The sequence below is a fragment of the Paraburkholderia sp. A3BS-1L genome (assembly GCF_051125215.1).
Lineage (GTDB): Bacteria > Pseudomonadota > Gammaproteobacteria > Burkholderiales > Burkholderiaceae > Paraburkholderia.
In genome coordinates, this window is the sequence record NZ_CP120442.1 from 2379571 (window position 1) to 2403919 (window position 24349).

General features: G+C 63.0%; 22 protein-coding genes, 4 tRNA genes and 1 riboswitch. Of the genes, 16 read left to right on the top strand and 10 right to left on the bottom strand.

Features of this window, described 5'->3' with window-relative positions; translation table 11 throughout:
• Positions 1–82 precede the first annotated feature (82 nt).
• Positions 83–1390, top strand: a complete 1308-nt coding sequence (guaD, locus tag P5W99_RS10775) for a guanine deaminase (RefSeq protein ID WP_434660679.1) — start codon at positions 83–85, stop codon at positions 1388–1390.
• Positions 1391–1448: 58 nt separating this feature from the next.
• Positions 1449–1609: riboswitch (yybP-ykoY riboswitch) on the top strand.
• Positions 1610–1700: 91 nt separating this feature from the next.
• Positions 1701–2273, top strand: a complete 573-nt coding sequence (locus P5W99_RS10780) for a TMEM165/GDT1 family protein (RefSeq protein ID WP_434660681.1) — start codon at positions 1701–1703, stop codon at positions 2271–2273.
• Between the two features lie 40 nt (positions 2274–2313).
• Here the strand turns inward: P5W99_RS10780 and P5W99_RS10785 are convergent, their stop codons facing one another.
• Entirely contained in the window at positions 2314–2997 is a 684-nt protein-coding gene (locus P5W99_RS10785) for a DUF4136 domain-containing protein (protein WP_421024478.1), read from the bottom strand.
• Between the two features lie 259 nt (positions 2998–3256).
• Here P5W99_RS10785 and pepN point away from each other — a divergent pair, with 259 nt between their 5' ends.
• The 3 genes from pepN (at position 3257) to P5W99_RS10800 (ending at position 7371) form a co-directional block, all read left to right on the top strand.
• Entirely contained in the window at positions 3257–5956 is a 2700-nt protein-coding gene (gene pepN, locus P5W99_RS10790) for an aminopeptidase N (RefSeq protein WP_434660683.1), read from the top strand.
• A gap of 255 nt (positions 5957–6211) precedes the next feature.
• Complete coding sequence (locus tag P5W99_RS10795) at positions 6212–7228, top strand: class 1 fructose-bisphosphatase (RefSeq protein ID WP_421024480.1); 1017 nt, start codon at positions 6212–6214, stop codon at positions 7226–7228.
• A 67-nt stretch (positions 7229–7295) separates the two neighbouring features.
• Positions 7296–7371, top strand: a tRNA-Thr gene (locus P5W99_RS10800).
• A 73-nt stretch (positions 7372–7444) separates the two neighbouring features.
• Here the strand turns inward: P5W99_RS10800 and P5W99_RS10805 are convergent.
• On the bottom strand, positions 7445–9262 hold the full coding sequence (locus P5W99_RS10805) for a hypothetical protein (RefSeq protein ID WP_434660685.1): 1818 nt from the start codon (positions 9260–9262) through the stop codon (positions 7445–7447).
• A 608-nt stretch (positions 9263–9870) separates the two neighbouring features.
• Between P5W99_RS10805 and P5W99_RS10810 the strand changes: the two genes are divergently transcribed.
• Together P5W99_RS10810 and P5W99_RS10815 are read left to right on the top strand one after the other, a co-directional pair.
• Positions 9871–10020 carry a hypothetical protein gene (locus tag P5W99_RS10810; RefSeq protein ID WP_027795377.1) on the top strand — a complete coding sequence of 50 codons (150 nt, stop codon included), beginning with the start codon at positions 9871–9873 and terminating at the stop codon, positions 10018–10020.
• A gap of 333 nt (positions 10021–10353) precedes the next feature.
• The gene (locus P5W99_RS10815; protein ID WP_434660687.1) at positions 10354–10944 is read left to right on the top strand and encodes a chorismate mutase; all 591 of its coding nucleotides are present in this window, start codon (positions 10354–10356) and stop codon (positions 10942–10944) included.
• Between the two features lie 27 nt (positions 10945–10971).
• On the opposite strand, the gene P5W99_RS10820 is transcribed toward P5W99_RS10815, so the two are convergent.
• The gene (locus tag P5W99_RS10820) at positions 10972–12135 is read right to left on the bottom strand and encodes an exonuclease domain-containing protein (RefSeq protein WP_434660688.1); all 1164 of its coding nucleotides are present in this window, start codon (positions 12133–12135) and stop codon (positions 10972–10974) included.
• On the opposite strand from P5W99_RS10820, the gene P5W99_RS10825 reads away from it, so the two are divergent.
• The gene (locus tag P5W99_RS10825; RefSeq protein ID WP_434660690.1) at positions 12134–12331 is read left to right on the top strand and encodes a hypothetical protein; all 198 of its coding nucleotides are present in this window, start codon (positions 12134–12136) and stop codon (positions 12329–12331) included. The two genes, P5W99_RS10820 and P5W99_RS10825, sit on opposite strands and share 2 nt — an antisense overlap.
• A 69-nt stretch (positions 12332–12400) precedes the next feature.
• Here the strand turns inward: P5W99_RS10825 and P5W99_RS10830 are convergent, their stop codons facing one another.
• Positions 12401–12604: a cold-shock protein gene (locus tag P5W99_RS10830; protein ID WP_035522383.1), complete on the bottom strand. Its 204-nt coding sequence runs from the start codon at positions 12602–12604 to the stop codon at positions 12401–12403.
• A gap of 399 nt (positions 12605–13003) precedes the next feature.
• Here P5W99_RS10830 and P5W99_RS10835 point away from each other — a divergent pair, with 399 nt between their 5' ends.
• Both P5W99_RS10835 and P5W99_RS10840 read left to right on the top strand, forming a co-directional pair.
• Positions 13004–13213, top strand: coding sequence for a hypothetical protein (locus P5W99_RS10835; protein ID WP_434660692.1), 210 nt, complete (start codon positions 13004–13006; stop codon positions 13211–13213).
• A 545-nt stretch (positions 13214–13758) separates the two neighbouring features.
• Positions 13759–14907: a porin gene (locus P5W99_RS10840; RefSeq protein ID WP_434660694.1), complete on the top strand. Its 1149-nt coding sequence runs from the start codon at positions 13759–13761 to the stop codon at positions 14905–14907.
• 84 nt (positions 14908–14991) lie between these two features.
• Here the strand turns inward: P5W99_RS10840 and greB are convergent, their stop codons facing one another.
• On the bottom strand, positions 14992–15552 hold the full coding sequence (greB, locus tag P5W99_RS10845; RefSeq protein WP_421043274.1) for a transcription elongation factor GreB: 561 nt from the start codon (positions 15550–15552) through the stop codon (positions 14992–14994).
• Between the two features lie 175 nt (positions 15553–15727).
• Between greB and P5W99_RS10850 the strand changes: the two genes are divergently transcribed.
• Positions 15728–15804 (top strand) — tRNA-Arg (locus P5W99_RS10850).
• A 78-nt stretch (positions 15805–15882) separates the two neighbouring features.
• Positions 15883–15959 (top strand) — tRNA-Arg (locus P5W99_RS10855).
• An 84-nt stretch (positions 15960–16043) separates the two neighbouring features.
• Here the strand turns inward: P5W99_RS10855 and P5W99_RS10860 are convergent.
• From P5W99_RS10860 to P5W99_RS10880, 5 genes are all read right to left on the bottom strand, one after another.
• A complete protein-coding gene (locus P5W99_RS10860; protein WP_421024488.1) occupies positions 16044–16547 on the bottom strand; it encodes a phage protein NinX family protein in 504 nt (167 codons plus the stop codon).
• Positions 16548–16648: 101 nt separating this feature from the next.
• A complete protein-coding gene (locus P5W99_RS10865) occupies positions 16649–19015 on the bottom strand; it encodes a RelA/SpoT family protein (RefSeq protein ID WP_421024489.1) in 2367 nt (788 codons plus the stop codon).
• 121 nt (positions 19016–19136) lie between these two features.
• Positions 19137–19340 carry a DNA-directed RNA polymerase subunit omega gene (rpoZ, locus tag P5W99_RS10870; protein WP_006400783.1) on the bottom strand — a complete coding sequence of 68 codons (204 nt, stop codon included), beginning with the start codon at positions 19338–19340 and terminating at the stop codon, positions 19137–19139.
• 39 nt (positions 19341–19379) lie between these two features.
• Positions 19380–20093, bottom strand: a complete 714-nt coding sequence (gmk, locus tag P5W99_RS10875; protein ID WP_421024490.1) for a guanylate kinase — start codon at positions 20091–20093, stop codon at positions 19380–19382.
• Between the two features lie 82 nt (positions 20094–20175).
• Entirely contained in the window at positions 20176–21114 is a 939-nt protein-coding gene (locus P5W99_RS10880) for a YicC/YloC family endoribonuclease (protein WP_434660704.1), read from the bottom strand.
• Positions 21115–21388: 274 nt separating this feature from the next.
• Between P5W99_RS10880 and rph the strand changes: the two genes are divergently transcribed.
• The 4 genes from rph (at position 21389) to P5W99_RS10900 (ending at position 24226) form a co-directional block, all read left to right on the top strand.
• A complete protein-coding gene (gene rph, locus P5W99_RS10885) occupies positions 21389–22129 on the top strand; it encodes a ribonuclease PH (RefSeq protein ID WP_421024491.1) in 741 nt (246 codons plus the stop codon).
• Positions 22122–22763, top strand: a complete 642-nt coding sequence (rdgB, locus tag P5W99_RS10890) for an RdgB/HAM1 family non-canonical purine NTP pyrophosphatase (protein ID WP_421024492.1) — start codon at positions 22122–22124, stop codon at positions 22761–22763. Before rph ends, rdgB begins: the two co-directional genes overlap by 8 nt.
• 44 nt (positions 22764–22807) lie before the next feature.
• The gene (gene hemW / locus P5W99_RS10895) at positions 22808–23977 is read left to right on the top strand and encodes a radical SAM family heme chaperone HemW (RefSeq protein WP_421025251.1); all 1170 of its coding nucleotides are present in this window, start codon (positions 22808–22810) and stop codon (positions 23975–23977) included.
• 66 nt (positions 23978–24043) lie between these two features.
• Positions 24044–24226, top strand: a tRNA-Ser gene (locus P5W99_RS10900).
• The last annotated feature ends 123 nt before the right edge of the window (positions 24227–24349 follow it).

Sequence of the window (24349 nt, forward strand, 5' to 3'; positions counted from 1 at the left end):
GGCTTTTGCGCGCCGCGTTTTCAGGAGCGGTGCGCATACATACGGCTCATGAACACCTGAATTTTTCGGAGACGAAGTTCCCATGACTCAATCGGCTTATCGCGCAAAACTGTTGACGTTCACCGGCGACCCCGCGCAGTCGCCCGACGCTGCCGTCTTCCACGAAGACGGCGTGGTGATCGTCGAGAACGGCCGCGTGGTCGCATCGGGCGCATGGTCCGAGCTCAGCGCTCGCATGGCTGAAGGCGCGACGGTGCACAACCTGCGCGACAAGCTGATCGTGCCGGGCTTCATCGACACGCACATTCACTACCCGCAGACCGACATGATCGCCTCGCCGGCGCCGGGCCTGCTGCCGTGGCTCGAGACCTACACGTTCCCGACCGAGCGCGGCTTCGCCAATGAAAACGTGGCGTTCGAGACGGCGCGCTTTTTCGTCGACGAACTGCTCTCGTGCGGCACGACCACGGCGCTCGTCTACTGCTCGGTGCACAAGCAATCGGCCGATGCGCTGTTCACGGCGAGCGAGTCCCGGAACATGCGCATGATCGCGGGCAAGGTCCTGATGGACCGCAACTGCCCCGAGTTCCTGCGCGACACGCCCCAGACCGGCTACGACGACAGCGCCGAACTCATCTCGCGCTGGCATAACAATGGCCGCCAGATGTACGCGCTCACGCCGCGCTTCGCGCCCACCTCGACCGAGGCGCAGCTCGAAGCGTGCGAGGCGCTCGCGAAGGCGCACGGCGACATCTTCATTCAGAGCCACGTCGCCGAAAATCTCGACGAAGTGAAGTGGGTGAAGGAACTGTTCCCGCGCCAGCGCAGCTATCTCGATGTCTACGATCATTACGGACTCCTGCGCCGCCGCGCCGTGTACGGCCACTGCATCTGGCTCGACGACGAAGACCGCCGCCGCATGGCGCAAACCGGCACGGTCGCGGCGCACTGCCCGACCTCGAACCTGTTCCTCGGCAGCGGCCTGTTCGACTTCGACAAGGCCCAGGCCACCGAGATGCCCGTCACACTCGCGACAGACGTGGGCGGCGGCACGTCGTTCTCGATGCTGCAAACCATGAACGAAGCGCACAAGGTCGCGCGCATGGGCGGCCATCACCTGACGGCCACGCGCATGTTCTGGCTCGCCACGGCCGGCGCGGCAGCCGCGCTCGATCTCGCCGACAAGATCGGCACGCTCGCGCCGCAAAGCGAAGCCGACTTCGTCGTGCTCGACCCGCAGGCCACCCCGCTGCTCAAGCGCCGCACCGCGCGCGCCGAATCGCTCGAAGAACTGCTGTTCGCGTTCGCGCTGCTCGGCGACGACCGCGCCGTATTCGAGACCTACGCAGCCGGTACGCGCGTGCACAGCCGCGACACGGCAAAGCGTTAAAATCCCACGGCAAATCCACATTCCAACGGCCCCGGCGAAGCCGGGTGTCGGAAAAACCCCAATGCTATAATTCGCCGTCCATTGGGGAGTAGCCGCCCCGCTCCGTGCCGCCCGGCTAGCCTTCGGGTCTTGGCGCGCGCCGCGCATGCGCAGCGGGAGCATCCGTCAACAGACTTGGCCCGCGCGGCCATGGCGGACGCAGCCTTAGTACTCAGGCCTGGCGAGACCGATGACTCATGCCCGCCGCAACAGGGCCCGGCGGGCCGTGAGTCGTCGCTCGCATTTATCTCGGCCCGAGGATCACCAACACGTGAATCACGCCTTTCTCGTCTCGACCGGCGCAGTCGCGCTCGCCGAAATCGGCGACAAGACGCAACTGCTTTCGCTCGTGCTCGCAGCGCGCTATCGCAAGCCCATGCCGATCATTCTCGGCGTACTGGCCGCCACGCTCGTCAATCACTCGGGCGCGGGCGCGCTCGGCGCGTGGCTCGGCTCGCTCGTCACGCCCTCGGTGATGCGCTGGGCGCTCGCCGTCTCCTTCGTCGCCATGGGATTGTGGATACTCGTGCCCGACAAGCTCGACGAGGGCGAAGCCAACGTCAATCGCACGCGCCTCGGCGTGTTCGGCGCCACCGTCGTCACCTTCTTTCTCGCCGAGATGGGCGACAAGACGCAGATCGCAACCGTCGCGCTCGCCGCGCGCTTTCACGACTTCTTCGGGGTGGTGGCCGGCACGACGCTCGGCATGATGATTGCCAATGTGCCTGCGATCCTGCTGGGCGACCGCTTCGCCCACAAGCTGCCGACGGGCCTGGTGCACGGCATCGCCGCCGTGCTGTTCGTGGTGCTTGGCGTGCTCGCCATCATGGGCGTGGGCGTTTGATCGTCTGTAACGCTTGAGCCGCCACTGACGCTGGCTCCGTCTACTTTGCCGGAGCGGCCGCTGCCGGTGCGGTTCCTGGCGCCGCCGCCGGGACTTCGGCCGGCGCCCCCGTGGTCTTGTCCACGGGCAGTTTCACCTGCTGCACCGAGCCGTTCTGCAGCGGGAAGTTCGACAGTGCGCTGCGCACCAGAAACGGCATGATGTGCACGAGCGAGGGATCGTCGCCCGAGGTGCGCGCGGTGACGTTATAGACCTCCTTCCCGCCCGCCTGCTCCGTGATGCGGATGCCGAGTGCATGCGAGTACACCGGATAGCTCTGGTTCACATAAGCGGGGCCCCAGGGACCCCAAGGCCCCCACGGATTGAACGGTCCCCAGTACGGAGCCGGCCACGGGTTGTAGAACACGGGCTGCGCCACCGTGACCGTGTCCATGCGGCTGCCGTAGGCGAGGCCCACGAGATAGCGCGCCTGCCGCTCGGGCACCTGGCGGAATGCGTACGAGGAGAGCCCGTCGGCAACGAGGCTCTCGTAGGTCGATTGCTCGATGCTGTGCTGCTGGTCGGGATTGCGCGTGAACGCGTAAGTGCGCGTGGCATCGCTGCCGCCTCCCCACGCGGAGAACGCGGTCACCTGGCTCGTCACATAGGTCGTGCAGCCGGACAGCGTCACGGCAAGCGCCGCCAGCAACAGCAGCGCGCGGCGGGTCCATCGGTCGGGCATCATGGTCTTCTCGTTGCAGTCGTGGCAGTGACGACAGTTCGTCGGCGCGCGGCAAGCTTGCGGTGGTCGACACCGCAGGCCCCGATCATACTGACTCGCGCCCCAGCGGGAAAGTTCGGGCCCGCTGCGCGGCGCACGCCTGCGGGCCATCTCGGACAAGCTGCGCGAGCCTTTGTACAATGGGGCGAGCGGCCGCGTCATCGTACGCAAGGCGCGGCCTCCCTATACCGCTATCCGACCCGAAGCTTCCCCGCACGAGACCATGTCCGATACCGCCACGCCTACTGTGATCCGCCGCGAAGACTACGCGCCGCCCGCCTTCCTGATCGACACCGTCGACCTCGAATTCGACCTCGCGCCCGGACACACCGTCGTCAAGAGCACGCTGCGCGTGCGCCGCAATCCCGCTGCCAAGTCCGCGCCGCACCTCGAATTGATGGGTGAACAGCTCGAATTCATCGGCGCGCAAATCGACGGCAATGCCTGCGAAAACGTGCGTGCGCACGAACATGGCCTGACGATCGAGAACGTGCCCGACGCGTTCACGCTCACGCTCACGGGCGCCAACGACCCGGAAGCCAACACCACGCTCTCGGGGCTCTACGTATCGAGCGGCAACTTCTTCACGCAATGCGAAGCTGAAGGCTTTCGCCGCATCACCTGGTTCCTCGACCGCCCCGATGTCATGTCGACCTACACCGTCACGCTGCGCGCCGACAAGACCGCGTGCCCGGTGCTGCTCTCGAACGGCAATCTCATCGAAGCAGGCGAACTGCCCGACGGCCGCCATTATGCGAAGTGGGAAGACCCGTTCCGCAAGCCGAGCTACCTGTTCGCGCTGGTGGCCGGCAAGCTCGTGGCGCTCGAAGAGCGCATCAAGACCGGCTCGGGCAAGGAGAAGCTGCTGCAGGTGTGGGTCGAGCCGCACGATCTCGACAAGACGCGCCATGCGATGGACTCGCTGATCCACTCGATCCGCTGGGACGAGCGGCGCTTCGGCCTCGAACTGGATCTCGACCGCTTCATGATCGTCGCCGTGAGCGACTTCAACATGGGCGCGATGGAGAACAAGGGGCTCAACATCTTCAATACGAAGTACGTGCTGGCGAATCCGGAAACGGCCACCGACGTCGATTTCGCCAACATCGAGGCCGTGGTCGGCCACGAATACTTCCACAACTGGACCGGCAACCGCGTGACCTGCCGCGACTGGTTCCAGCTGAGCCTCAAGGAAGGCCTCACTGTGTTCCGCGACCAGGAATTCTCGGCGGCAATGTCGGGAGGCGACGAGAACGAAGCCGCCCGCGCGACCAAGCGCATCGAGGACGTGCGCGTGCTGCGCCAGATGCAGTTCGCCGAGGATGCAGGCCCGATGGCGCATCCGGTGCGTCCTGAAAGCTACGTCGAGATCAACAACTTCTACACGATGACGGTCTACGAGAAAGGCGCGGAAGTCGTGCGGATGTATCAGACGCTGTTCGGCCGCGACGGCTTTCGCAAGGGCATGGACCTCTACTTCCAGCGCCACGACGGCCAGGCGGTGACCTGCGACGACTTCCGCCGCGCCATGGCCGACGCCAATGGCCGCGACCTCGCGCAGTTCGAGCGCTGGTACAGCCAGGCGGGCACGCCGCGCGTCACGGTCACGACGCGTTACGACGAAGCCGCGAAGCGCTATAGCGTCACGCTCGCGCAGGGCTATGCGAACGGCTCGCCGGCCGCGCGCGACACGCAGAAGGGACCGCTCCTGATCCCGTTCGCGATCGGCCTGATCGGCCCCGATGGCGCCGACCTGCCGCTCAAGCTCGAAGGCGAATCCAGCTCCAGCATGACAGCAAGCACGACGCGCGTACTCGAACTCACCGAGGCGCAGCAGACCTTCACCTTCGTCGACATCGCCCACAAGCCCCTGCCCTCGCTGCTGCGCAACTTCTCGGCGCCGGTGATCGTGGAATACGACTATGGCAACGACGAACTCGCGTTCCTGCTCGCGCACGACAGCGATCCGTTCAACCGCTGGGAAGCGGGCCAGCGCCTTGCCACGCGCGAGTTGCTCGCGCTGGCCGCACGCGCCGCCACGCGTCAGCCGCTCGCGATGAACGATGCGCTCATCGACGCGTTTGGCCGCGTGCTCAACGACGCTTCGCTGTCGCCGTCGTTCCGCGAACTCGTGCTGATGCTGCCCTCGGAGACCTATCTCGCGGAGCAGATGGCGGAGTCGAATCCCGCCGCCGTGCACGCCGCGCGCCAGTTCGTGCGCAAGGGCCTGGCCGCGGCGCTCAAGAACGCATGGCTTGCGGCCTACGAAGCCAACCTCACGCCGGGCGCCTATGAGCCCACGCCGGAAGCCGCTGGCCACCGGGGCCTGAAGAATCTCGCGCTTTCGTATCTCTCGGAACTCGACGACCCCGCCGACGCCGTGCGACTCGCCACCGCGCAAATCCACGCCGCGAACAACATGACCGACCGCGCAGCCGCGCTGTCGGCGCTGATGAACGCGGCGGCAGGCACAGGCGGCGACCAGGCGAAGCAGGCGCTCGAGGACTTCTACGCACGCTTCGAGAAGGAACCGCTCGTCATCGACAAGTGGTTCTCCCTGCAGGCGACGCAACGCGGCACGGCCCAGCGCCCGACGATCGAGACCGTGCGTGCGCTGATGCGCCACCCGGCCTTCAATCTGAAGAATCCGAACCGCGCACGCTCGCTGATCTTCAGCTTCTGCGCGGCGAATCCCGCTCAGTTCCACGCGGCGGACGGCTCGGGCTACGCGTTCTGGGCCGAACAAGTCCTCGCGCTCGACGCCATCAACCCACAGGTTGCCGCACGCCTCGCACGCAATCTCGAACTGTGGCGCCGCTTCACCCCGGCGCTGCGCGACGCGATGCGCGCCGCGCTCGAACAGGTCGCCACGCAGGCGAAATCGCGCGACGTCCGTGAGATCGTGGAAAAGGCGCTGGCGTAGGCCTCGCGCGCGGCGCCGTTGCACAGCGCCGCGCACAGCCTCGTCCTCACACCGGTCATGCACGCTGCCGGCCCTCGCGGCCGGCATTTTTGTGCGCATTTTTTCTGCATTATTTTTCCGCTCGATTTCCCGGCCGAATTTCCGTCCGACGCGTGCCCCGAGCCGATCGCGCTTATTTTCAGGATTGACCAAACGGGCCGAGCCTCGTCCAGCAGGTAGAATTGCGCTATTCCCAAGCGCATCTGGAGTCCTGCAATGGCTTTGCACCGTCGTACCACCCTCACGAAATACCTGATCGAGCAGCAGCGCGAGCATCGCAACCTGCCGGCCGATCTGCGTCTGCTGATCGAAGTTGTCGCGCGCGCGTGCAAGGCGATCAGCTACAACGTCAGCAAGGGCGCCCTCGGCGACGCGCTCGGCACCGCAGGCAGCGAAAATGTTCAGGGCGAAGTGCAGAAGAACCTCGACATTTTGTCGAACGAAATCCTGCTCGACGCCAACGAATGGGGCGGCAACCTCGCGGCCATGGCGTCCGAGGAAATGGAAACCTTCTTCCCGATCCCGGCCAATTATCCGAAGGGCGAATATCTGCTCGTGTTCGACCCGCTCGACGGCTCGTCGAACATCGACGTGAACGTCTCGATCGGCACGATCTTCTCGGTGCTGCGCTGCCCGGACGGCCAACAGGCCACCGAAGCCTCGTTCCTGCAGCCCGGCGTGCAGCAAGTCGCGGCGGGCTACGCCGTCTACGGCCCGCAAACCGTGCTCGTGCTCACGACCGGCAATGGCGTGAACTGCTTCACGCTTGACCGCGAACTCGGCTCGTGGGTGCTCACGCAGAGCAACATGCGCATTCCCGAGGACACGCGCGAATACGCGATCAACGCATCTAACGCGCGCCACTGGTATGAGCCGGTGCAGCAGTACGTTGGCGAGTTGAACGCGGGCAAGGACGGTCCGCGCGGCGAGAACTTCAACATGCGCTGGATCGCCTCGATGGTCGCCGACGTGCACCGTATCCTGAGCCGCGGCGGCATCTTCATGTATCCGGCCGACCGCCGCGATCCCTCGAAGCCCGGCAAGCTGCGCCTGATGTACGAAGCGAACCCGATGTCGTTCATCGTCGAGCAGGCGGGCGGCATGGCGACCAACGGCGCGCAGCGCATCCTCGACATTCAGCCGAAGAGCCTGCACGAGCGCGTGGCCGTGTTCCTCGGCTCGAAAAACGAGGTCGAGCGCGTGACCCGATACCATCAGGAAGCGAAGAAATAAAAAGGTTGGGGAAAAGGGCTTGCATAGCCCGAGATTCCCTCCTATAATCTTCCTTCTTTGATGTGCGGCCGGAATAGCTCAGACGGTAGAGCAGCGCATTCGTAATGCGAAGGTCGGGGGTTCGATTCCTCTTTCCGGCACCAAAAGCTTCAAACAAAAAGCCCAGCCTTAACCGGCTGGGCTTTTTGTTTTGCGCCGCCGCCCTCTTCTACTGCACTACGGCAGTCGCACCTCATCTAGTGCCTCGCCCACCTCCTCGATCACATCATCCCAGCGCCCCAGTTCACGCTGTCTGAAAAGCCGCGCCGATGGATACCAGGGCGTATCGCTGCGGCCCGTCATCCAGCGCCAGTCGGTGCAGGTCGGCAGCAAGATCCACACTGGCACGCCCGCCGCCCCCGCGAGGTGCGCAACCGACGTATCCACGGTAATCACGAGGTCGAGCGACTGCACGATCGCCAGCGTGTCGGTGAAGTTCGCGATCTCAGGTCCAAGCGGCGTCATATCGATGCCGGACGGCAAGGTCTCGATGTCGGTTTGCGCAGCGCCCTTTTGCAGCGCAAACCACGCCACTTCGCTGCGCGCGAGCAGCGGATGCAACGCGCTCAAGGCAATGGAGCGATAGCGGTCGAATTCGTAATCGGGATTGCCGGCCCACACCAGACCCACGCAGCGCTTGCGCGAGTTCGCACCTGTCAAGCCGACGATCCGCTCGCGCCAACGCTCAATGACCTGGGAAGGCGCGCCGAGGTACGGCATCGCAAGCGGCAACATGCTCGTTGCCAGCCGCATATGATCAGGAAAACGAAACATGCGACACCAATAGTCGTAGGGACCAGGCGGCAGCGTAGTCCAGACCCGGACTACCCCGCTCGCGCACGCGGCCACACCGGCCAGCGCCTCGCCGACCCAGACATCGACCGCCGCACCCTGACACTGCAACCAGTCGGCGTAGCGCAGAGACTGGATCTGATCGCCGAGCCCCTGCTCGCCGAGCAGCAGAAAGCGTTGTCCGGCTACAGGCTCGCCGGACCACTGCGGAAAGCCGGGCTGCGCCAGCGTGCTGTTCTGCGGCAGACGCTCGTGCCAACGGTAGTGCCGCCAACCGTCCTCGAACTCGCCATCGCGCAGCAGCGACACCGCAACATTGAATTGCAGATGGGCGTCGTCGGGCTTCAGGCGCGCAGCCTCAAAGCTGTGCTGCCGCATGCGCACATGATCGCCAAGCATGTTCGATGCGTAAGCGGCGTTGTGATGCAAACCGGCACTCCCGGCGTCCACCGCCAGCCCCTGCATGGCCACTTCGCGGGCTTTTTCGTAGCGATGCAGTTCGTTCAGACAGAATGCGAGCGCGTCGAGCGCACGAGGATCCGCCGCGAAGGTCGTGCGCATGAGCGCGATCTGGGCATCCGCTTCTTCGATGTGCCCAAGTTGCGACAGCACGTTGATCAATGCGATGCCATCGACAAGACGTGCGGCGCCCAGCGTCCAGGCGCGGCGCAGATAGTTCACGGCCTCTTCGCGGCGGCCGTCTTCGAGACTCAGCGTGCCGAGACGCTGCACGGCATGATGAAGCGCCGGATCGAATCCAAGCGCCTTTTCATAATGCGCGCACGCCTCGCCCCGACGCCCGGCAAGTTTCAGCACGTCGCCCAGGTTGCGATGCAGACTGGCTGCGCCGCCGCTTAGGGCAATGGCCCGGTGATAACAGGCCTCGGCCATGACATGCTCGCCCGCCAGCGCGGCGATCAACCCGCGATGCTCCCACAACTCGGCGCGTTCCGGCGCGACGTTCAAGGCGCGCTCGAGAAAGTCGCGCGCGAGCGAGCGCTCATCACCTCGAAAATGCGCGAGGGCGGTGCGATGCAATGCATGCACATGGCGCGGTTGCACAGCGAGCACGTCCTGATAGGCGCGCAGTGCGTCGGCCGTTCGGCCGTTGTCGAAATGGTGATCGGCAAGCGCAAGCGCTGCTTGCTGGCCCGATGCGTCGGCCGCAACATGAGCCGGCTCGGGGCGGTTTTGATGGGTCATGGTTTTGAAGATAGCGGAGGTCGTCCGAGGGTCGAATCAGACGATGCTGAAAACCCCGGCGTATCTCAGGCAATCCCTCGTTTCTCGCGCAGAAACGTTCGCGCTGCGCCGCCGAACCACGCCCACGTAAAACAGGTTCCGGCGCCGGTGCAATCCTGACGGCACGCCAGCGACCCTGGTAACGGTGAATTTTGACAATAACCCAAGCCGCAAAAATACCAATGAGACCGGATGCACTCGCCAGAAACGAACGCTTACACCGTTTTAATTCTGTTTAACGCTCAGGGGTCAAGCTCGGCCGATAATCAGCCGATATAGACAGGAAACGGACTCGATCGAACACACGGATACAAGGGGGCGGCAACGCACACGAATGCTTGCCGCTCTCCCATGGCAAAACGCCGTCGCTTGTACAGCCGGGGCCAGGGGAGTTCAGGGAATGATCACGCAAGGGCGCGTATCCGAATAATTATATTCCTGAGTAGTTAATAAGTTGTCCCGATGTGCGAATAAAGCAACACGCACGCCGGAAAAGCTCCTTTGCGTTGGCTGGCACTAGCGCGATTGAAGGGCGGAGCCAGATAATTGCCTCACATAGGAGAAAGATCATGGACGCCAAACCACCAAGGATTCCGACCCCGGACCAAGTATTCAGCCCGGATCCGGAACCGGTGGCCGTTGAGTTTCTCGGCGATGAATTGCCCGCTCATGTGCGCGCATTTCTCGACGAGCAACGCAAGGCACACGAACAGAAGTGACGGGGCAGCGCATTGGCGCTAGACGTGCAAAGCAAACGGCGGGCCGGTGCAGGCATTGCCGCGGGTTTTTGCGCACTCTCGATCGCACCATCGAAATGATGGTGCGCGTGGTTGCTTGGGCGCAAAACCGCGAGCCTCGACTCGCTTGACGCGCGCGTTCGATGCAACGCGCGCGTGATCCATATTGCGCGCCGTTTGTGCGCTATCGCACCGACAATCGAGATTATTTTCTGCCGCATTGAAAACGGTTTGCGGCAACGGCGGCCAACAGGCGCCTCATAACCGGCTATCCTTCGTTTTTTCCTCTTCGTCCGGCCGGACCGCCCTCTTGCAATGAACTCCGCTTTTCGCGCATTCGCGTCCTGTATCGCCGCAGTTCTCATCATGTTGCCGGCTGCCTCGGCACGCGCCGACGGCGACGATACGGCGCTCACCAACCTCGTCGCGCTCGTCTCGCAGCGCCTCTCGCTGGCCGAGCCCGTCGCACACTGGAAATGGCTCAACCATAAGCCGATCACGGATACGCCGCGCGAGAACGCGCTGATTGCTGACGTCCAGAAACGCGCTGCGGCCGCAGGCGTCGATCCGGCGTTCGCCCGCGCGTTCTTCCGCGACCAGATCGATGCAAGCACGCAGGTACAGCAAGCACTTTTCACGAGCTGGCAATCGTCGCAAGCGCCCGCCGGTCCGGCACCGGATCTCGCGACCGTCACACGTCCGCAACTCGATCGCCTTACGGCGCAGCTCATCGGCGCGCTCGCGCGCATGCAACCCACACACGCCGCGGACGACTGCCCTGCGCGCGTCGCGCGCGCAGTCGCACACTGGAAGGAATTGACGCGTTACGACTCTACGCGCGCCGCAGCCATGACACGGGCGCTCGGCCATGTCTGCGAGAGCGGTGGCATAGGCGGCATGGCTTAAGGCTTCCGACGCCCGCGCTCAAGCCACTCAGACTGCGTTCGTCATCCGATCGGCCACCGAGTCCTGCAAAGGCAACACGCGCAGGCCCTTCTCGAGACGGCTCTGCAAAATACGCCACGTCGAAAGTTCGAATGGCGCATCGGCAGCGGCCGACGTCGCCACGAGACTTGTCGCCTGCGTCGCGCTCGCCACCGCACCAAGATAGCACCAGCGATCGATGACCTGCAAAACGGGCTGGCCATGCGTGGCATCGCGCTCCTCGATCAGCACGGCACCGTCGAACGGCCAGGGCACCCCCTCCGGATCTTGCTTCGAGATACGCGGCATGCGGTTGAACGACGGCCGCAACTGTGCGATCCATCGCGCTTCGACAAAGAGCGCGCCCAGTTCCCCGCCAGTCGCGTGCCATTCCACCCGACGGATCTGCTGAGCCATGCGCTGCTCGCGCGCCGAGCGCCGTTCGCCCGACAAATGCGAGCGCACGCGCTGCCGCACACGAACACTGCGGCCGACATAAAGCGGCACGTCGTTGTCGCCAAAAAATGCGTAGACGCCATGGCCCGCCGGCGCAGTATCGAGGAGATCGTCGGTGATATCGCCCGCGAGACGATGCCGGCGCGTCAGCCGCTCCACCTGGGCAGCGAGCATCTCAGCGGGCACGAGCCCCGGCAACCGCTGCCAGAACTGCCAGAGCAGATCGGCGTCGGCGAGCGCGCGATGGCGGTCGGCCGGCACGAGCGCATGGCGCTCCACTAGCGCATCGAGGCCGTGGCGCTTCTCGGCCGGAAACAGCGCACGCGACAGGCGCACAGTACACAGCACATCAGGATTGAACGTAAAGCCGGCGCGCTCGAACTCCGCACGCAGAAAGCCACGATCGAAACTCGCGTTGTGCGCGACAAAAAGCCGGCCTGAGAGCCGCTCGAACAGCGCGGGCGCAAGTTCGGCGAACGTCGGCGCTCCGCGGACCATGGCGTCCGTGATGCCAGTAAGCTGCTGAATAAAGGGGGGGATCGCTTGCTGGGGATCGACCAGCGAACTCCATCGCGTGATCTGCCCATCCCTCACCTCAACGACCCCGATTTCGGTGATGCGGTGTTCTCCCACCGAACCGCCTGTCGTTTCAAGATCCACGAAAACCAGCGGGACATTGCCAGACGGGAGATCGGCGCTCAAAAGGGTGTCGGACATGGTGAAGCAGCAGGACGAGATGGGAAAATCGCCCAAGTATGCACTGTTTAGGCAAAGCGCGCAGGGAGTTTACGGCGCGGCGGCATGCGTTAATTCAACTGTTGGCGGAATTTTTGAATTGGGGTTTTCCCGCGAAATTCATGAGCACCATAAAGCACACGCTATTTATTGCGCGCTCTTTACCCGCCAAAAATAAAAAAGCCCCGGGAGCACCAGGGCTGTCTGTCGCGGGGAGCAGGCGCGCAGTCCCGCTCGCGTGCCGCGCTTACAGAGGCTGGATGTTTGCCGCCTGCTTGCCCTTCGGGCCGACCTTGACTTCAAAGGAGACGCGCTGGTTCTCCTTCAGCGACTTGAAGCCGTCCGCACGGATCTCCGAGAAGTGTGCGAACAGGTCGTCGCCGCCGGCGTCGGACGTGATGAAGCCAAAGCCCTTCGCATCATTGAACCATTTGACAATACCGGTTTCCATCTTTCAGTTTCCCTAAAAATAAAATGACGCGGACAATATCCACGCGCCGAACGTCAACTGACTCGCCTCTCTGCATTCCGCAATGGATTTGAAGCTGAAAGGAAATTCAGAATGGTCGTTATACGGGGAACGTCAATCGACCGTCAAGCGAATTTTTTATAACAGCAATTCCATTTCAGCGATAAACCAGCAAGCATCAAAAAGCCTGCAGATATATATGCATAAGAAATGAATTACCTTGAGCACTGACCTTTTACTTCTTAATGGAAGACCAGCACCGAATCGGGAAAAGCTACCTCGGATGTAACAATTCGTGTCAAACGTAAGTGTTTTTACCGGTTGTTCGAGTAATACATTCAATCCATGATGAGTATAGTTAGCGTGCAACGGGAGGCGACCATGCTGACGGTACTGCATCGGTGGTTTCATTGGCTCGTACAGATCGACGGCGCCGATCCGGAAAACGGGGCGACGGGCGAGTTCGAGACGTACGGTTCGTGGCACGGCGACCATTGGCACAACCTGCTGTGTTCCCCTATGGACGCCCGGCACTATGTAATGGAAGACTGGAGCTTGCAGTCAGACCCGACTGAAGAACCCACCAGATAGGGATTCAACGGGGCCACATGCAAAATGACGCTCGGAGAGTGGCGCAAAAAAAGAGCGCGGCAATGAGCCGCGCCGACAAAGGTTTGGAGATCTTTTTCGTCAACGAAAAAGGCTGCTTCGAAAAGCAGCCATTAGAGTATAGCCACTCTACTGTGGGGTCGTTAACGCTGCAGCACACAATCATCTGTTACGCAGGTAGCAATAATCGCGACTGACCGGATTTGCGTTGTTTTTCACGATCAATTGGTGTAGCGATCGCACAACGCCGCTTGGTTGACACTCCCCTCCCGCCAACCTGAATCCCGCTGAAAGCCCCAACCAGCAAGGCTTAACGCGATCCCTAATATCATTTCAGATTTCGCAATACTTTATTGCGCGAATCGGAATGCCCCCTTTCCGAACACCCTCTCTACACTCTGCCTGTCCGGAAACCGACTTCGACGGATTAACGCGCCACGCGAGTATTGCCTCTCGCTGCTCATCGCGTGGACGGTTTCCCAAACAGGGTTCAACGAAACCCATCTCTGTTCTCGGAGTTTACAAAGATGAAAAAGACTCTCATGGTCGCTGCCCTCACGGGCGTTTTTGCAACGGCTGCGCACGCGCAAAGCAGCGTTACGCTGTACGGCCTGATCGACGCCGGCATCACCTACGCAAACAACTCCGGTGGCCACAGCCTCTGGAAGGCATCGAGCGGCACGGTCAACGGCAGCCGTTGGGGCCTGCGCGGTGCTGAGGACCTCGGTGGCGGCCTGAAGGCTATCTTCACGTTGGAAAACGGCTTCAACATCATGAACGGCACGGCGAGCCAGTCGGGCCGCATGTTCGGTCGTCAAGCGTTCGTCGGTCTGGCAAGCGACCAGTTCGGCGCGGTCACCCTCGGTCGCCAGTACGACTCCGTGGTCGACTACCTTGCTCCGCTGTCGAATACCGGCACGCAATTCGGCGGCACGATCGCTGCGCACCCGTATGACAACGACAACCTGAACAACTCGGTTCGTCTGAATAACACGATCAAGTACTCGAGCGTGAACTACGCTGGCTTCAAGTTCGGCGGCACGTACTCGTTCTCGAACAGCAGCGAATTCGCGAACAACCGCGCATACAGCGTTGGGGCGTCGTACAACTGGGGTGGCCTGAACGTTGCAGCTGGCTACCTGCACATGAACAACGACATCAACAACCTGGCACTGGGCGTTGGCAACTCGGGCGCGCAAACGGGTGAATACACGTTCGCAGCAGGCCGTCAGAGCACGTTCGGCGGCGGCGTGAACTACACGTTCGGCCCGGCAACGGCTGGCTTCGTCTACACGCAGACGCAACTGGGCAACGCGATTGGCATTTCGCCCACGCAGTCGGGTACGAAGAACGGCATCGGCATGGGCGGCAACAGCGCACGCTTCCAGAACTTCGAAGGCAACGTCCGTTACGCTCTGACCCCGGCACTGAGCCTGGCTGGCGCGTACACGTACACCCGCGCGAACTTCGGCGGCGGCGTGAACCCGAACTACAACACGGTCGCACTGCAGTCGGACTACGCACTGTCGAAGCGCACCGACGTCTACCTGCAAGGCGACTGGCAGCACGTGTCGTCGAACCAGGAAGGTATCGGCGCTTACCTGAACGGTGTGGGTTCGGCTTCGACCCGTCAAGACCAGGTCGCTGTGACGGTTGGTATGCGTCACCGCTTCTAAGCAGCACCGCGCGGGCCTCACCGGCCTGCTGTGCAGCTAAAAAGGCGCCGCTTGCGGCGCCTTTTTTCATTTCTGCGCGAGGCTTTACGATCCCGGCGCGGGATAGCGCACGTCCAGCACGTCGACCGGCTCAGGCCCGGCAGGTGTGTGCAGCGTCACCTGGTCGCCAATCCGCGCCTTCAGGAGCGCGCGCGCAATCGGCGAAACCCAGCTCACGTGGCCATGGTCGAGATTGACCTCGTCGATGCCCACGATCGTGACCGTATGAGATTCGCCATCCTCGGTGCCGTAATCGACGGTCGCACCAAAGAACACCTGATCCACGCTTTCCTGGCGGCTGCTGTCCACGACCTCGGCCAGATCAAGCCGCTTTGTCAAAAAGCGAATGCGCCGGTCGATTTCGCGCAGCCTGCGCTTGCCGTAGATGTAATCGCCATTCTCGGAGCGGTCGCCGTTCGAAGCGGCCCACGACACGAGCTTGACCACTTCGGGCCGTGCCTCGTCGATTAGATGCAGCAGTTCGCTGCGCATGCGCTCATAGCCGGCGGGCGTGATGTAGTTCTTGGTCCCGGCAGGAATTTCGGGATGGCCGGCTTCGAGATCGTCGTCGTTGTCAGTCGATTCTTTGACAAATGCCTTGTTCATGATGGTTCGGTTCACTACACGTTGCTAGCGGCTTCGGGCCCAACCGCGAACTTAAACGAGGACCCCACTTCGGACCTGCGCCCTTCCTCTCAGGTTACACGAAGCGCGCCCACTGACAAATCGCGATAAGGGCCTTCCCTTTTTTGAAAAGGTTGCTATAATCTCACTTCTGCGTGCGGCTGTAGCTCAGTTGGATAGAGTACTTGGCTACGAACCAAGGGGTCGTGGGTTCGAATCCTGCCAGCCGCGCCACTTTTTCCGAGTTTGTCCAAGTCTGACCGGTGCAAATCTCAAGCAGTACACTGCAGTAAGTAGTATCGTTTTTAGCGTGCGGCTGTAGCTCAGTTGGATAGAGTACTTGGCTACGAACCAAGGGGTCGTGGGTTCGAATCCTGCCAGCCGCGCCACCTCTCGAAGGGCCTTCCTGATTCAGGAAGGCCCTTTGTTTTTGCGCGTTGCCCTTTGCCTTTAGGTGCCTTTACGGCGTTCGTTCAGCGCGGGGCCGTGCCAATATCGCCTATCTGCGCATCCGGGCGCGGCAAGTCCTCCACGTCGCCAATCGCACTCGGCGCCCCCACTGGCGCCATACCCGTGCCCAGCATAGCCTGTGGCCGTCGCAGCACCTCCTCCACCGTGTCGCCAAAACGGCTCTTCACGAATGCGCGCAGCAGGGCCTCACGCGTCGTGGCGCCGCGCGCTTCGACTTTGCCTTTGCGATGACTGCCCTCGAACTGCGCCACGCAGCGCGCCGGCTCATCGGTCTGGGGTTCGCTCGATTCGCTCAACTCGAAGCACCTGGCGCGATCAAGCACCACGCCAGCGGCCTCCCACGACGTGGATGGCTCGAAGCGCCCGTCCCATGGCCGGCCTCGGTCGCTGCCGCGCACCGCGACGGTCTCGCCGCTATCCGTGAAATAGATCTCCCGCACGAAGTCCGGCAGGCTGCGCGCCACCCAGTAATCGAGCGCGAGGCCAGTCAAATCAGCTACGTTCATTGCTTTGCCTCGTTTCCGGTTGAAACAGCGCCCGCGGCGCGGGCCGCGTCAGGCACGAGGTGTGATGCAGGCAGCGACCCGCTCGAGGGCCGCCAGCGCCGTCAATAATCGGCGCGCTCGCGCTCGATGCGCATGCCACCCTCGTGGCGATGGTGCCCTTCATCGCTGGGACGCTCGCGCGTGATGCGCATGACGTCCGGATTCGTGCGCACGCGGCGCATGACGTTCGCGAGATGCACGCGATCGCTCACCTGGATCACGAAACGCAGCAAGTTCGACTCCTGCGCGAGATCGTCGTCCATGGCGATATGCACGATATTGGCGTCGGCGGACGTGATGTCGGCGGCCACGCGTGCGAATACGCCCTTCGTGTTCTTCACGAGCACCTTCACGGCGACATCGAACAGACGGCCCGGCTGCGGCGCCCACGCCACGTCGATCCAGCGGCCCGGATCGCGCCGGTGAATGCGCTGCGCCACGCGGCAATCGGTGGTGTGAATCGCCATGCCGAGGCCGATGCCGATATAGCCCATGATGTCATCGCCCGGAATCGGGCGGCAACAAGCCGAAAGCTGCACCGACATGCCCTCGGTGCCGGTGATGACCACGGGCGGCGCCTGCGGAGCACTGGCGTCGCGCTGCGGATGCTGGTGATCGTCGTCGTCGGCGTCCTGGCCGCTGATCAGCACTTCGATGCGCTTGGCCATGACCGCCGCCACGCGCCGGCCGAGGCCGATGTCCGCGAAGATCTCCTGGCGATTCTTGTTGCCGGTCCACAGGACCAGCCTTTCCCACACTTCCGGCGTGACATCGGCGAGCTGGTAGCCATAGCCCTTGAGCGCCTGATCGACGAGACGCTCGCCAAGCTGCACCGACTCCGTGAGCCGCATCGTCTTCAGATAGTGACGAATGGCCGAGCGCGCCTTGCCGGTGCGCACGAAACCGAGCCATGCGGGATTCGGCTTCGAATAGGGTGCGGTGATCACCTCGACGATGTCGCCGCTCTTCAATTCCGTGCGCAGCGGCAGCAGTTCGTTGTTGATCTTCACGGCGACGCACTGGTTGCCCAGGTCGCTGTGGATCGAATACGCGAAGTCGAGCGCCGTGGCGCCGCGCGGCAGCGCCATGATCTTCGACTTCGGCGTGAAGACGTAGACGGCATCCGGGAACAGGTCGATCTTGACGTGTTCGAGAAACTCGCTGGAGTCGCCCACCTCGCTCTGGATATCGAGCAGCGACTTGAGCCACTGGTGCGCGCGCTTCTGGACGTCGTTGAGATCGGCGCTGCCGTTCTTGTAAAGCCAGTGCGCCGCCACGCCTGCTTCGGCGACCTCGTGCATCTTGCGCGTGCGCACCTGGAACTCGATGGGCGCGCCAAACGGGCCCACCAGCGTGGTGTGCAGGGACTGGTAGCCGTTCACTTTCGGAATGGCGATGTAGTCCTTGAACTTGCCCGGCACCGGCTTGTAGAGCGCATGCAGCGCGCCGATGCAGGTGTAGCACTCGAGCGGCGACTCCACCACCACGCGAAAACCGTACACGTCGAGCACCTGGGAAAACGACAACTGCTTGTCGCGCATCTTCTTGTAGATGCTGAAGATGGTCTTCTCGCGGCCGGTGACTTCGGCGTCGATCTTCGCATCGGCGATCGCGCGCTGCACCGATTCCAGAATCTTGCTCACCACCTCGCGGCGATTGCCGCGCGCGGCCTTCACCGCTTTCTCGAGCGTGGCGTAGCGATTCGGATTGAAGTTCGCGAAGCTCAGGTCCTGCAGCTCGCGATAGGTGTTGTTCAGACCGAGGCGGTGCGCGATGGGCGCGTAAATGTCGATGGTCTCGCGCGCCACGCGGCGGCGCTTCTCGGGCGGCACCGCACCGAGCGTGCGCATATTGTGCAGGCGGTCGGCGAGCTTAACGAGAATCACGCGCACGTCGCGCGCCATCGCGAGCAGCATCTTGCGGAAGTTCTCGGCCTGCGCTTCCTCGCGATTGCGAAACTCCATCTTGTCGAGTTTCGACAGACCGTCGACCAGTTCCGCGACCTTCGGACCGAAACGCTCGGCGAGCTCGGCCTTGGTCACGCCCTGGTCTTCCATCACATCGTGCAGCAGCGCTGCCTGGATCGACTGGGCGTCGAGCTTCCAGCCGGCGCAGATTTCCGCAACGGCAACGGGATGGGTGATATAGGGTTCGCCACTCTGACGATATTGCCCGAGGTGGGCTTCATCGCTGAAGTGAAACGCCGATTTGACTTCCTTGATTTCCTCGGGCGTGAGGTAACCGGAAAGCGCTGCGGTCAGATTGGCGATGGAAACGACACCGTGCTTGCGAGGCTGCTCCGGTGTGGCGGTCGGCCCGAACAGATGACGAAACGACTGTTCGAGGACCGCGTCGATGTAATTGCGCGCAGGGCTGGCAGTCTCGGCTTCCTGGTCCACCTCGGTGGCCGGCGAGGGCGTGGTGCTCATGTTCCCCTCCGTATCAGGTCTGGCGTTGACGATTTGTGCGCGGTGCCCGACGTGCGACGCCCGGCGCGAATTACATGACGAATGGGTACTGCAAGGTACAGCGTAGTACTACGGCGCGCCGTTAGACGGGCACCTTCTTCAGCATTTCCAGACCGACCTGGCCAGCCGCGATCTCGCGCAGCGCGACGACGGTAGGCTTGTCGCGGCTTTCGATCTTCGGCGTGTGGCCTTGGGCGAGCTGGCGTGCGCGATACGTTGCAGCGAGCGCCAGTTCGAAGCGATTCGGAATTTGTTTCAGACAGTCTTCGACGGTGATGCGGGCCATGTCGGGTTCCTTCCCATTTCAGCAGGTTCTTATTCTACCTTATGTGCCCGACGCGCCGGGCTGCGGCTGGTGGATACCGAGTTGCACGAAGAGCTCGGTATGCCGCGCGTATTGCGACGTGAAGCGCAGACGCGTTGCGCTCACGATATTGCGCAACTCCTGCAGCGCACGATCGAAGTTCTCGTTGATCACGACATACTCTGCTTCGCTCGCGTGCGCCATCTCGCTACCCGCTGCAAGCAGGCGTCGCGTGATGACATTGGGCTCGTCTTCGCCACGCTTTCTCAGGCGCTCGGCAAGCGCGTCGAGCGACGGCGGCAGGATGAAAATTTCCACTGCATTGCGGAACCGCTTCTTCACCTGTTGCGCGCCTTGCCAGTCGATTTCGAGCAGCACGTCATGGCCGATTTTCATCTGCTCTTCGATCCACACGCGCGACGTGGCATAGTAGTTGCCATGCACTTCCGCGCTTTCGAGAAATTCGTCTTCGGCATGACGCGAGAGAAAATCGTCGACGGTCGTGAAGTGATAGTGCTCGCCGTCGCGCTCCTTCGAGCGCGGTGCGCGCGTGGTGTACGAGATCGACAAACGGATCGCGCTGTCTTCGGCGAGCAGTGCGTTCACGAGCGTGGACTTGCCCGCGCCCGACGGCGCCACCACCATGAAAAGATTGCCCGGATAAACGCCCGCGTACGGATTGCGCGGTTTCGTTTCGGCCTTGCCGCCGCTATGGCTGCTGGACTGGTCGGTCATGTTCGTTGCTTCCTGAATGGCTGTTGAGTTGCTACCTTTGCCGCGTTGCCTTGAGTGTCTATAAACGCGCGGCGCGCCATGTTTATTCGAGGTTCTGCACCTGCTCGCGCATCTGCTCGATGAGAAGCTTGAGCGTCATCGAGGCATCGGCGAGTTCCTTCGCAGCCGCCTTCGAGCCGAGCGTATTCGCTTCGCGATTGAGCTCCTGCATCATGAAGTCCAGACGCTTGCCCACGCGGCCGCCCTTCTCGATCACATGACGCGTTTCGCCCAGATGCGCGGTGAGGCGCGAGAGCTCTTCGGCGATGTCGATGCGGATGCCGTACATCGTCACTTCCTGGCGGATGCGCTCGGAGATTTCCTCGCGCGTGACATTGCCGATTGTGCCGTTGCCGTTCGCGCTTTCCGGCGCGGTAATGCCGAGCGCTTCCTGCAAGCGCTCGACGATCTTCTGCTGATGCTTGACGATCAAGTCCGGGACGAGCGGCGTGATCTTCGCCACAATCGACTCCATTTCCGTGACGTTCGCGAGCAGCATGTTGGCGAGTTGCGCGCCTTCGCGCGCACGCACATCGATCAAATCGGCGATGGCCTGCTTGCCGCAGCCGAGCACCGCATCGCGCAGCACCTCGGGCGCCACGCCGCTTTCTGCGAGTACGCCCGGCCAGCGCAGGATCTCACCGGTGCGCAGGCGGCCCGACTCGGGAAACGCTTCGAGCACGGCGCGCTCGAGCGTTGCGAGTTGTTCGAGCGCGTCGCGGTTGAGCGCACCCGCGCTGGCGGCCTGTTCGCTGCGCTGGATGTTGATGCGGATATCGACCTTGCCGCGCGAGAGCTTCGTCATCAGCATTTCGCGCAGCGTGGGCTCGCACACGCGCACATCTTCGGGCATGCGAAAGTTCAGGTCGAGAAACCGCGAATTCACGGTGCGCAGTTCGACGGAAACACTGGCGCCGCCCGTGCCCGATGCCGCTACGAGTTCGCGCGTGGCGCTGGCATAGCCGGTCATGCTGTAAATCATGGTTCGTCTCGCGATAAAGCCATGGCCGCGCGCCTCATGAAAAGCGCGGGTCACGACAAGAGGAATCGATGCGCCCGGCGTGGTTTCGTGCTGGCTGTCGTGCTGGCAATCACGCGCGGGGCGGAGAACCCCTATTATCCCATTTTTGACAACGCCGCCGCCGCACGCAGCAGGCACCACGCCCGACCGCTGGTGTGCGCCCATCGCCCACCGTGCGAAGGCGGTAAAATTGCGCTTTCCCCTTCCTGTTTCGTGCCCTCGCGCACGCCCGACGATGACCCAATCCATCCAGCGCCCCTCCGGCCGCACCGCCGACCAGCTTCGCAACGTCCGCATCACCCGCCATTACACGAAGCACGCCGAAGGTTCGGTCCTGGTCGAGTTCGGCGACACCAAGGTGCTGTGCACCGCGAGCGTCTCCGAAAGCGTGCCGCCGTTCCTGCGCGACAAGGGCCAGGGCTGGCTCACCGCCGAATACGGCATGCTGCCGCGCGCCACGCATACGCGCAGCGATCGCGAAGCCGCGCGCGGCAAGCAGACTGGCCGCACCCAGGAAATCCAGCGCCTGATCGGCCGTGCGATGCGCGCCGTGTTCGACCTCGAATTGCTCGGCGCGCGCACCATCAATCTCGACTGCGACGTCCTGCAAGCCGATGGCGGCACGCGCACGGCCAGCATCACGGGCGCGTTCGTGGCGGCGCATGACGCCGTCACGAAACTGCTCGCGACGGGCCGCATCGAGCGTTCGCCGATCACCGACTACGTGGCGGCTATTTCCGTGGGCATGTACGAAGGTGTGCCGGTGCTCGACCTCGACTATGACGAAGACTCCCAGTGCGACACCGACATGAACGTCGTGATGACGGGCTCCGGCGGGATGGTCGAAGTGCAAGGCACCGCCGAGGGCGCAGCGTTCTCGCGCGCCGAATTGAACGCGCTGCTGGATCTCGCGCAAAGCGGCATTGCCTCGCTGATCGACAAGCAGAAAGCCGCGCTGGAGATCGCGCATGGCTAATTCGCCGGATACGGCTGCGCCGGACGTCACGCGCTTTTCGCGCGTCGTGCTCGCCTCGAACAACGCGGGCAAGCTGCGCGAGTTCGCGGCGCTGCTGGGCGCCGCGGGCATCGAACTCGTGCCGCAAGGCGCGCTGAACGTGCCCGAAGCCGAAGAACCGCACGTCACGTTCGTCGAGAACGCGCTCGCCAAGGCACGCCATGCGGCAAAGCTCACGGGCCTGCCCGCCCTCGCCGACGACTCGGGCCTGTGCGTGCCCGCATTGCGCGGCGCGCCGGGCGTCTATTCGGCGCGCTACGCGCAGCTTGCAGGCGGCGAGAAGAGCGACGCAGCAAACAACGAACTGCTAGTCGAAAACCTCAAGCCACATGCCGATCACCGCGCCTACTACTACTGCGTGCTGGCACTCGTGCGCCACGCCGACGATCCGGAACCGCTGATCGCGGAAGGCCGCTGGCACGGCGTCGTGATCGACGCACCGCGTGGCGAGAACGGCTTCGGCTACGACCCGTACTTCTACCTTCCGGGTCTCGAAGCCACGGCAGCCGAACTCGATCCGGCGCTGAAGAACGCATCGAGCCATCGAGCCATCGCCTTGCGGCAACTGCTCGCGCGGCTGGAGGAGCTAGCGTGAGCCAGCAGCATCGCACCGGCATCGACGTGATCCAGTCGTTCACGATGCCTGGCAGCATCCGCCTGACTTCGCTGCCGCCGCTATCGCTTTACGTGCATTTCCCGTGGTGCGTGCGCAAATGCCCCTACTGCGATTTCAACTCGCACGAATGGAAAGGCGAGCGCTTTCCCGAAGACGACTACCTCGACGCGCTGCGCGCCGACCTCGAGCAGGCGTTGCCGCTCGTTTGGGGCCGCCAGGTGCACACGGTGTTCATCGGCGGAGGCACGCCCAGTTTGCTCTCGGCGGCGGGGCTCGATCGCCTGCTCTCCGACGTGCGCGCGCTGCTGCCGCTCGACGCCGATGCCGAAATCACGCTCGAAGCGAACCCCGGCACCTTCGAAGCCGCGAAGTTCGCGCAGTTTCGCGCGAGCGGCGTGAACCGCCTTTCGGTGGGCATCCAGAGCTTCAACGAAGCGCATCTGAAAGCGCTCGGGCGCATTCACGACGCCGCGCAGGCGCGTCATGCCGTGGAGGTTGCGGCAAACACGTTCGACAATTTCAATCTGGACCTGATGTTCGCGCTGCCACGGCAGACGCTGGCCGAATGCCAGGCCGATATCGAAACGGCGCTTTCGTTCGCGCCGCCGCATTTGTCGCTCTATCACCTCACGCTCGAACCGAACACGCTGTTCGCGAAGTTCCCGCCCGAAGTGCCCGACGACGATCTGTCGGCCGACATGCAAGAGTGGATTCACGCGCGCACGGCCGAGGCCGGCTATGGTCGCTACGAAGTGTCGGCCTATGCGCAGCCGAGCCGGCAGAGCCGCCACAACCTCAACTACTGGCGTTTCGGCGATTACCTGGGCATTGGTGCGGGCGCGCACTCGAAGCTCTCGTTCCCGAACCGCATCGTGCGGCAAGTGCGCTACAAGCATCCGGCCACGTTCATCGAAGAAGCGCGCGCGGGCAAGCCGATCCAGGAAGAGCACGAAGTGAGCGCGCGCGATCTGCCGTTCGAGTTCATGCTCAATGCGCTGCGGCTCGTAGAGGGCTTCCCGGTGCATCGCTTCCTGGAACGCACCGGACTGCCGATCACGACGATCGAGCCCGCGCTGCAGGAGGCAGAAAAGCGCGGCCTGATCCTGCGCGACTACGAGAAGATCGTGCCCACTGAGCTGGGTCAGCGGTTTCTCAACGATCTTCAGGAGCTGTTTCTCAAAGAGCCTGCCTGAGGCTCAAATCGAGATGGCTGGGGGACTGCCGGCGTGCCGGTGTTTCGGGTTACAATGCGCGGCTCCGGAGGTGTGGCAGAGTGGTTGAATGCACCGGTCTTGAAAACCGGCGAAGGGGTAACCCTTCCGTGAGTTCTTATACAGACCACCCAAATGTGCAACCAATATTGCTCGGATGACGGCTTTCGCCAGTCTGCCTCCGGCCGCACAACGCAGGCGCTGCCGCCTCGCACGTCCGTGTCACCTCCTCGACCTATACTGGCTTCGTCCCGCTAATCGTCACGTCCGACTAGACCGGATTCGCCCACCAGGCTCGCCACGTTCGCCCTAACAGGTTGCTGAAATACCGGTTTCTGGGGCTCGAAAGCCGCT

Coding starts and splice junctions, on each gene's coding strand:
- guaD (WP_434660679.1), top strand. CDS start 83: ATGACTCAATCGGCTTATCGCGCAAAACTGTTGACGTTCACCGGCGAC.
- P5W99_RS10785 (WP_421024478.1), bottom strand. CDS start 2,997: ATGATGCCCGACCGATGGACCCGCCGCGCGCTGCTGTTGCTGGCGGCG.
- pepN (WP_434660683.1), top strand. CDS start 3,257: ATGTCCGATACCGCCACGCCTACTGTGATCCGCCGCGAAGACTACGCG.
- P5W99_RS10795 (WP_421024480.1), top strand. CDS start 6,212: ATGGCTTTGCACCGTCGTACCACCCTCACGAAATACCTGATCGAGCAG.
- P5W99_RS10805 (WP_434660685.1), bottom strand. CDS start 9,262: ATGACCCATCAAAACCGCCCCGAGCCGGCTCATGTTGCGGCCGACGCA.
- P5W99_RS10810 (WP_027795377.1), top strand. CDS start 9,871: ATGGACGCCAAACCACCAAGGATTCCGACCCCGGACCAAGTATTCAGC.
- P5W99_RS10815 (WP_434660687.1), top strand. CDS start 10,354: ATGAACTCCGCTTTTCGCGCATTCGCGTCCTGTATCGCCGCAGTTCTC.
- P5W99_RS10825 (WP_434660690.1), top strand. CDS start 12,134: ATGGTGAAGCAGCAGGACGAGATGGGAAAATCGCCCAAGTATGCACTG.
- P5W99_RS10820 (WP_434660688.1), bottom strand. CDS start 12,135: ATGTCCGACACCCTTTTGAGCGCCGATCTCCCGTCTGGCAATGTCCCG.
- P5W99_RS10830 (WP_035522383.1), bottom strand. CDS start 12,604: ATGGAAACCGGTATTGTCAAATGGTTCAATGATGCGAAGGGCTTTGGC.
- P5W99_RS10835 (WP_434660692.1), top strand. CDS start 13,004: ATGCTGACGGTACTGCATCGGTGGTTTCATTGGCTCGTACAGATCGAC.
- P5W99_RS10840 (WP_434660694.1), top strand. CDS start 13,759: ATGAAAAAGACTCTCATGGTCGCTGCCCTCACGGGCGTTTTTGCAACG.
- greB (WP_421043274.1), bottom strand. CDS start 15,552: ATGAACAAGGCATTTGTCAAAGAATCGACTGACAACGACGACGATCTC.
- P5W99_RS10860 (WP_421024488.1), bottom strand. CDS start 16,547: ATGAACGTAGCTGATTTGACTGGCCTCGCGCTCGATTACTGGGTGGCG.
- P5W99_RS10865 (WP_421024489.1), bottom strand. CDS start 19,015: ATGAGCACCACGCCCTCGCCGGCCACCGAGGTGGACCAGGAAGCCGAG.
- rpoZ (WP_006400783.1), bottom strand. CDS start 19,340: ATGGCCCGCATCACCGTCGAAGACTGTCTGAAACAAATTCCGAATCGC.
- gmk (WP_421024490.1), bottom strand. CDS start 20,093: ATGACCGACCAGTCCAGCAGCCATAGCGGCGGCAAGGCCGAAACGAAA.
- P5W99_RS10880 (WP_434660704.1), bottom strand. CDS start 21,114: ATGATTTACAGCATGACCGGCTATGCCAGCGCCACGCGCGAACTCGTA.
- rph (WP_421024491.1), top strand. CDS start 21,389: ATGACCCAATCCATCCAGCGCCCCTCCGGCCGCACCGCCGACCAGCTT.
- rdgB (WP_421024492.1), top strand. CDS start 22,122: ATGGCTAATTCGCCGGATACGGCTGCGCCGGACGTCACGCGCTTTTCG.
- hemW (WP_421025251.1), top strand. CDS start 22,808: ATGCCTGGCAGCATCCGCCTGACTTCGCTGCCGCCGCTATCGCTTTAC.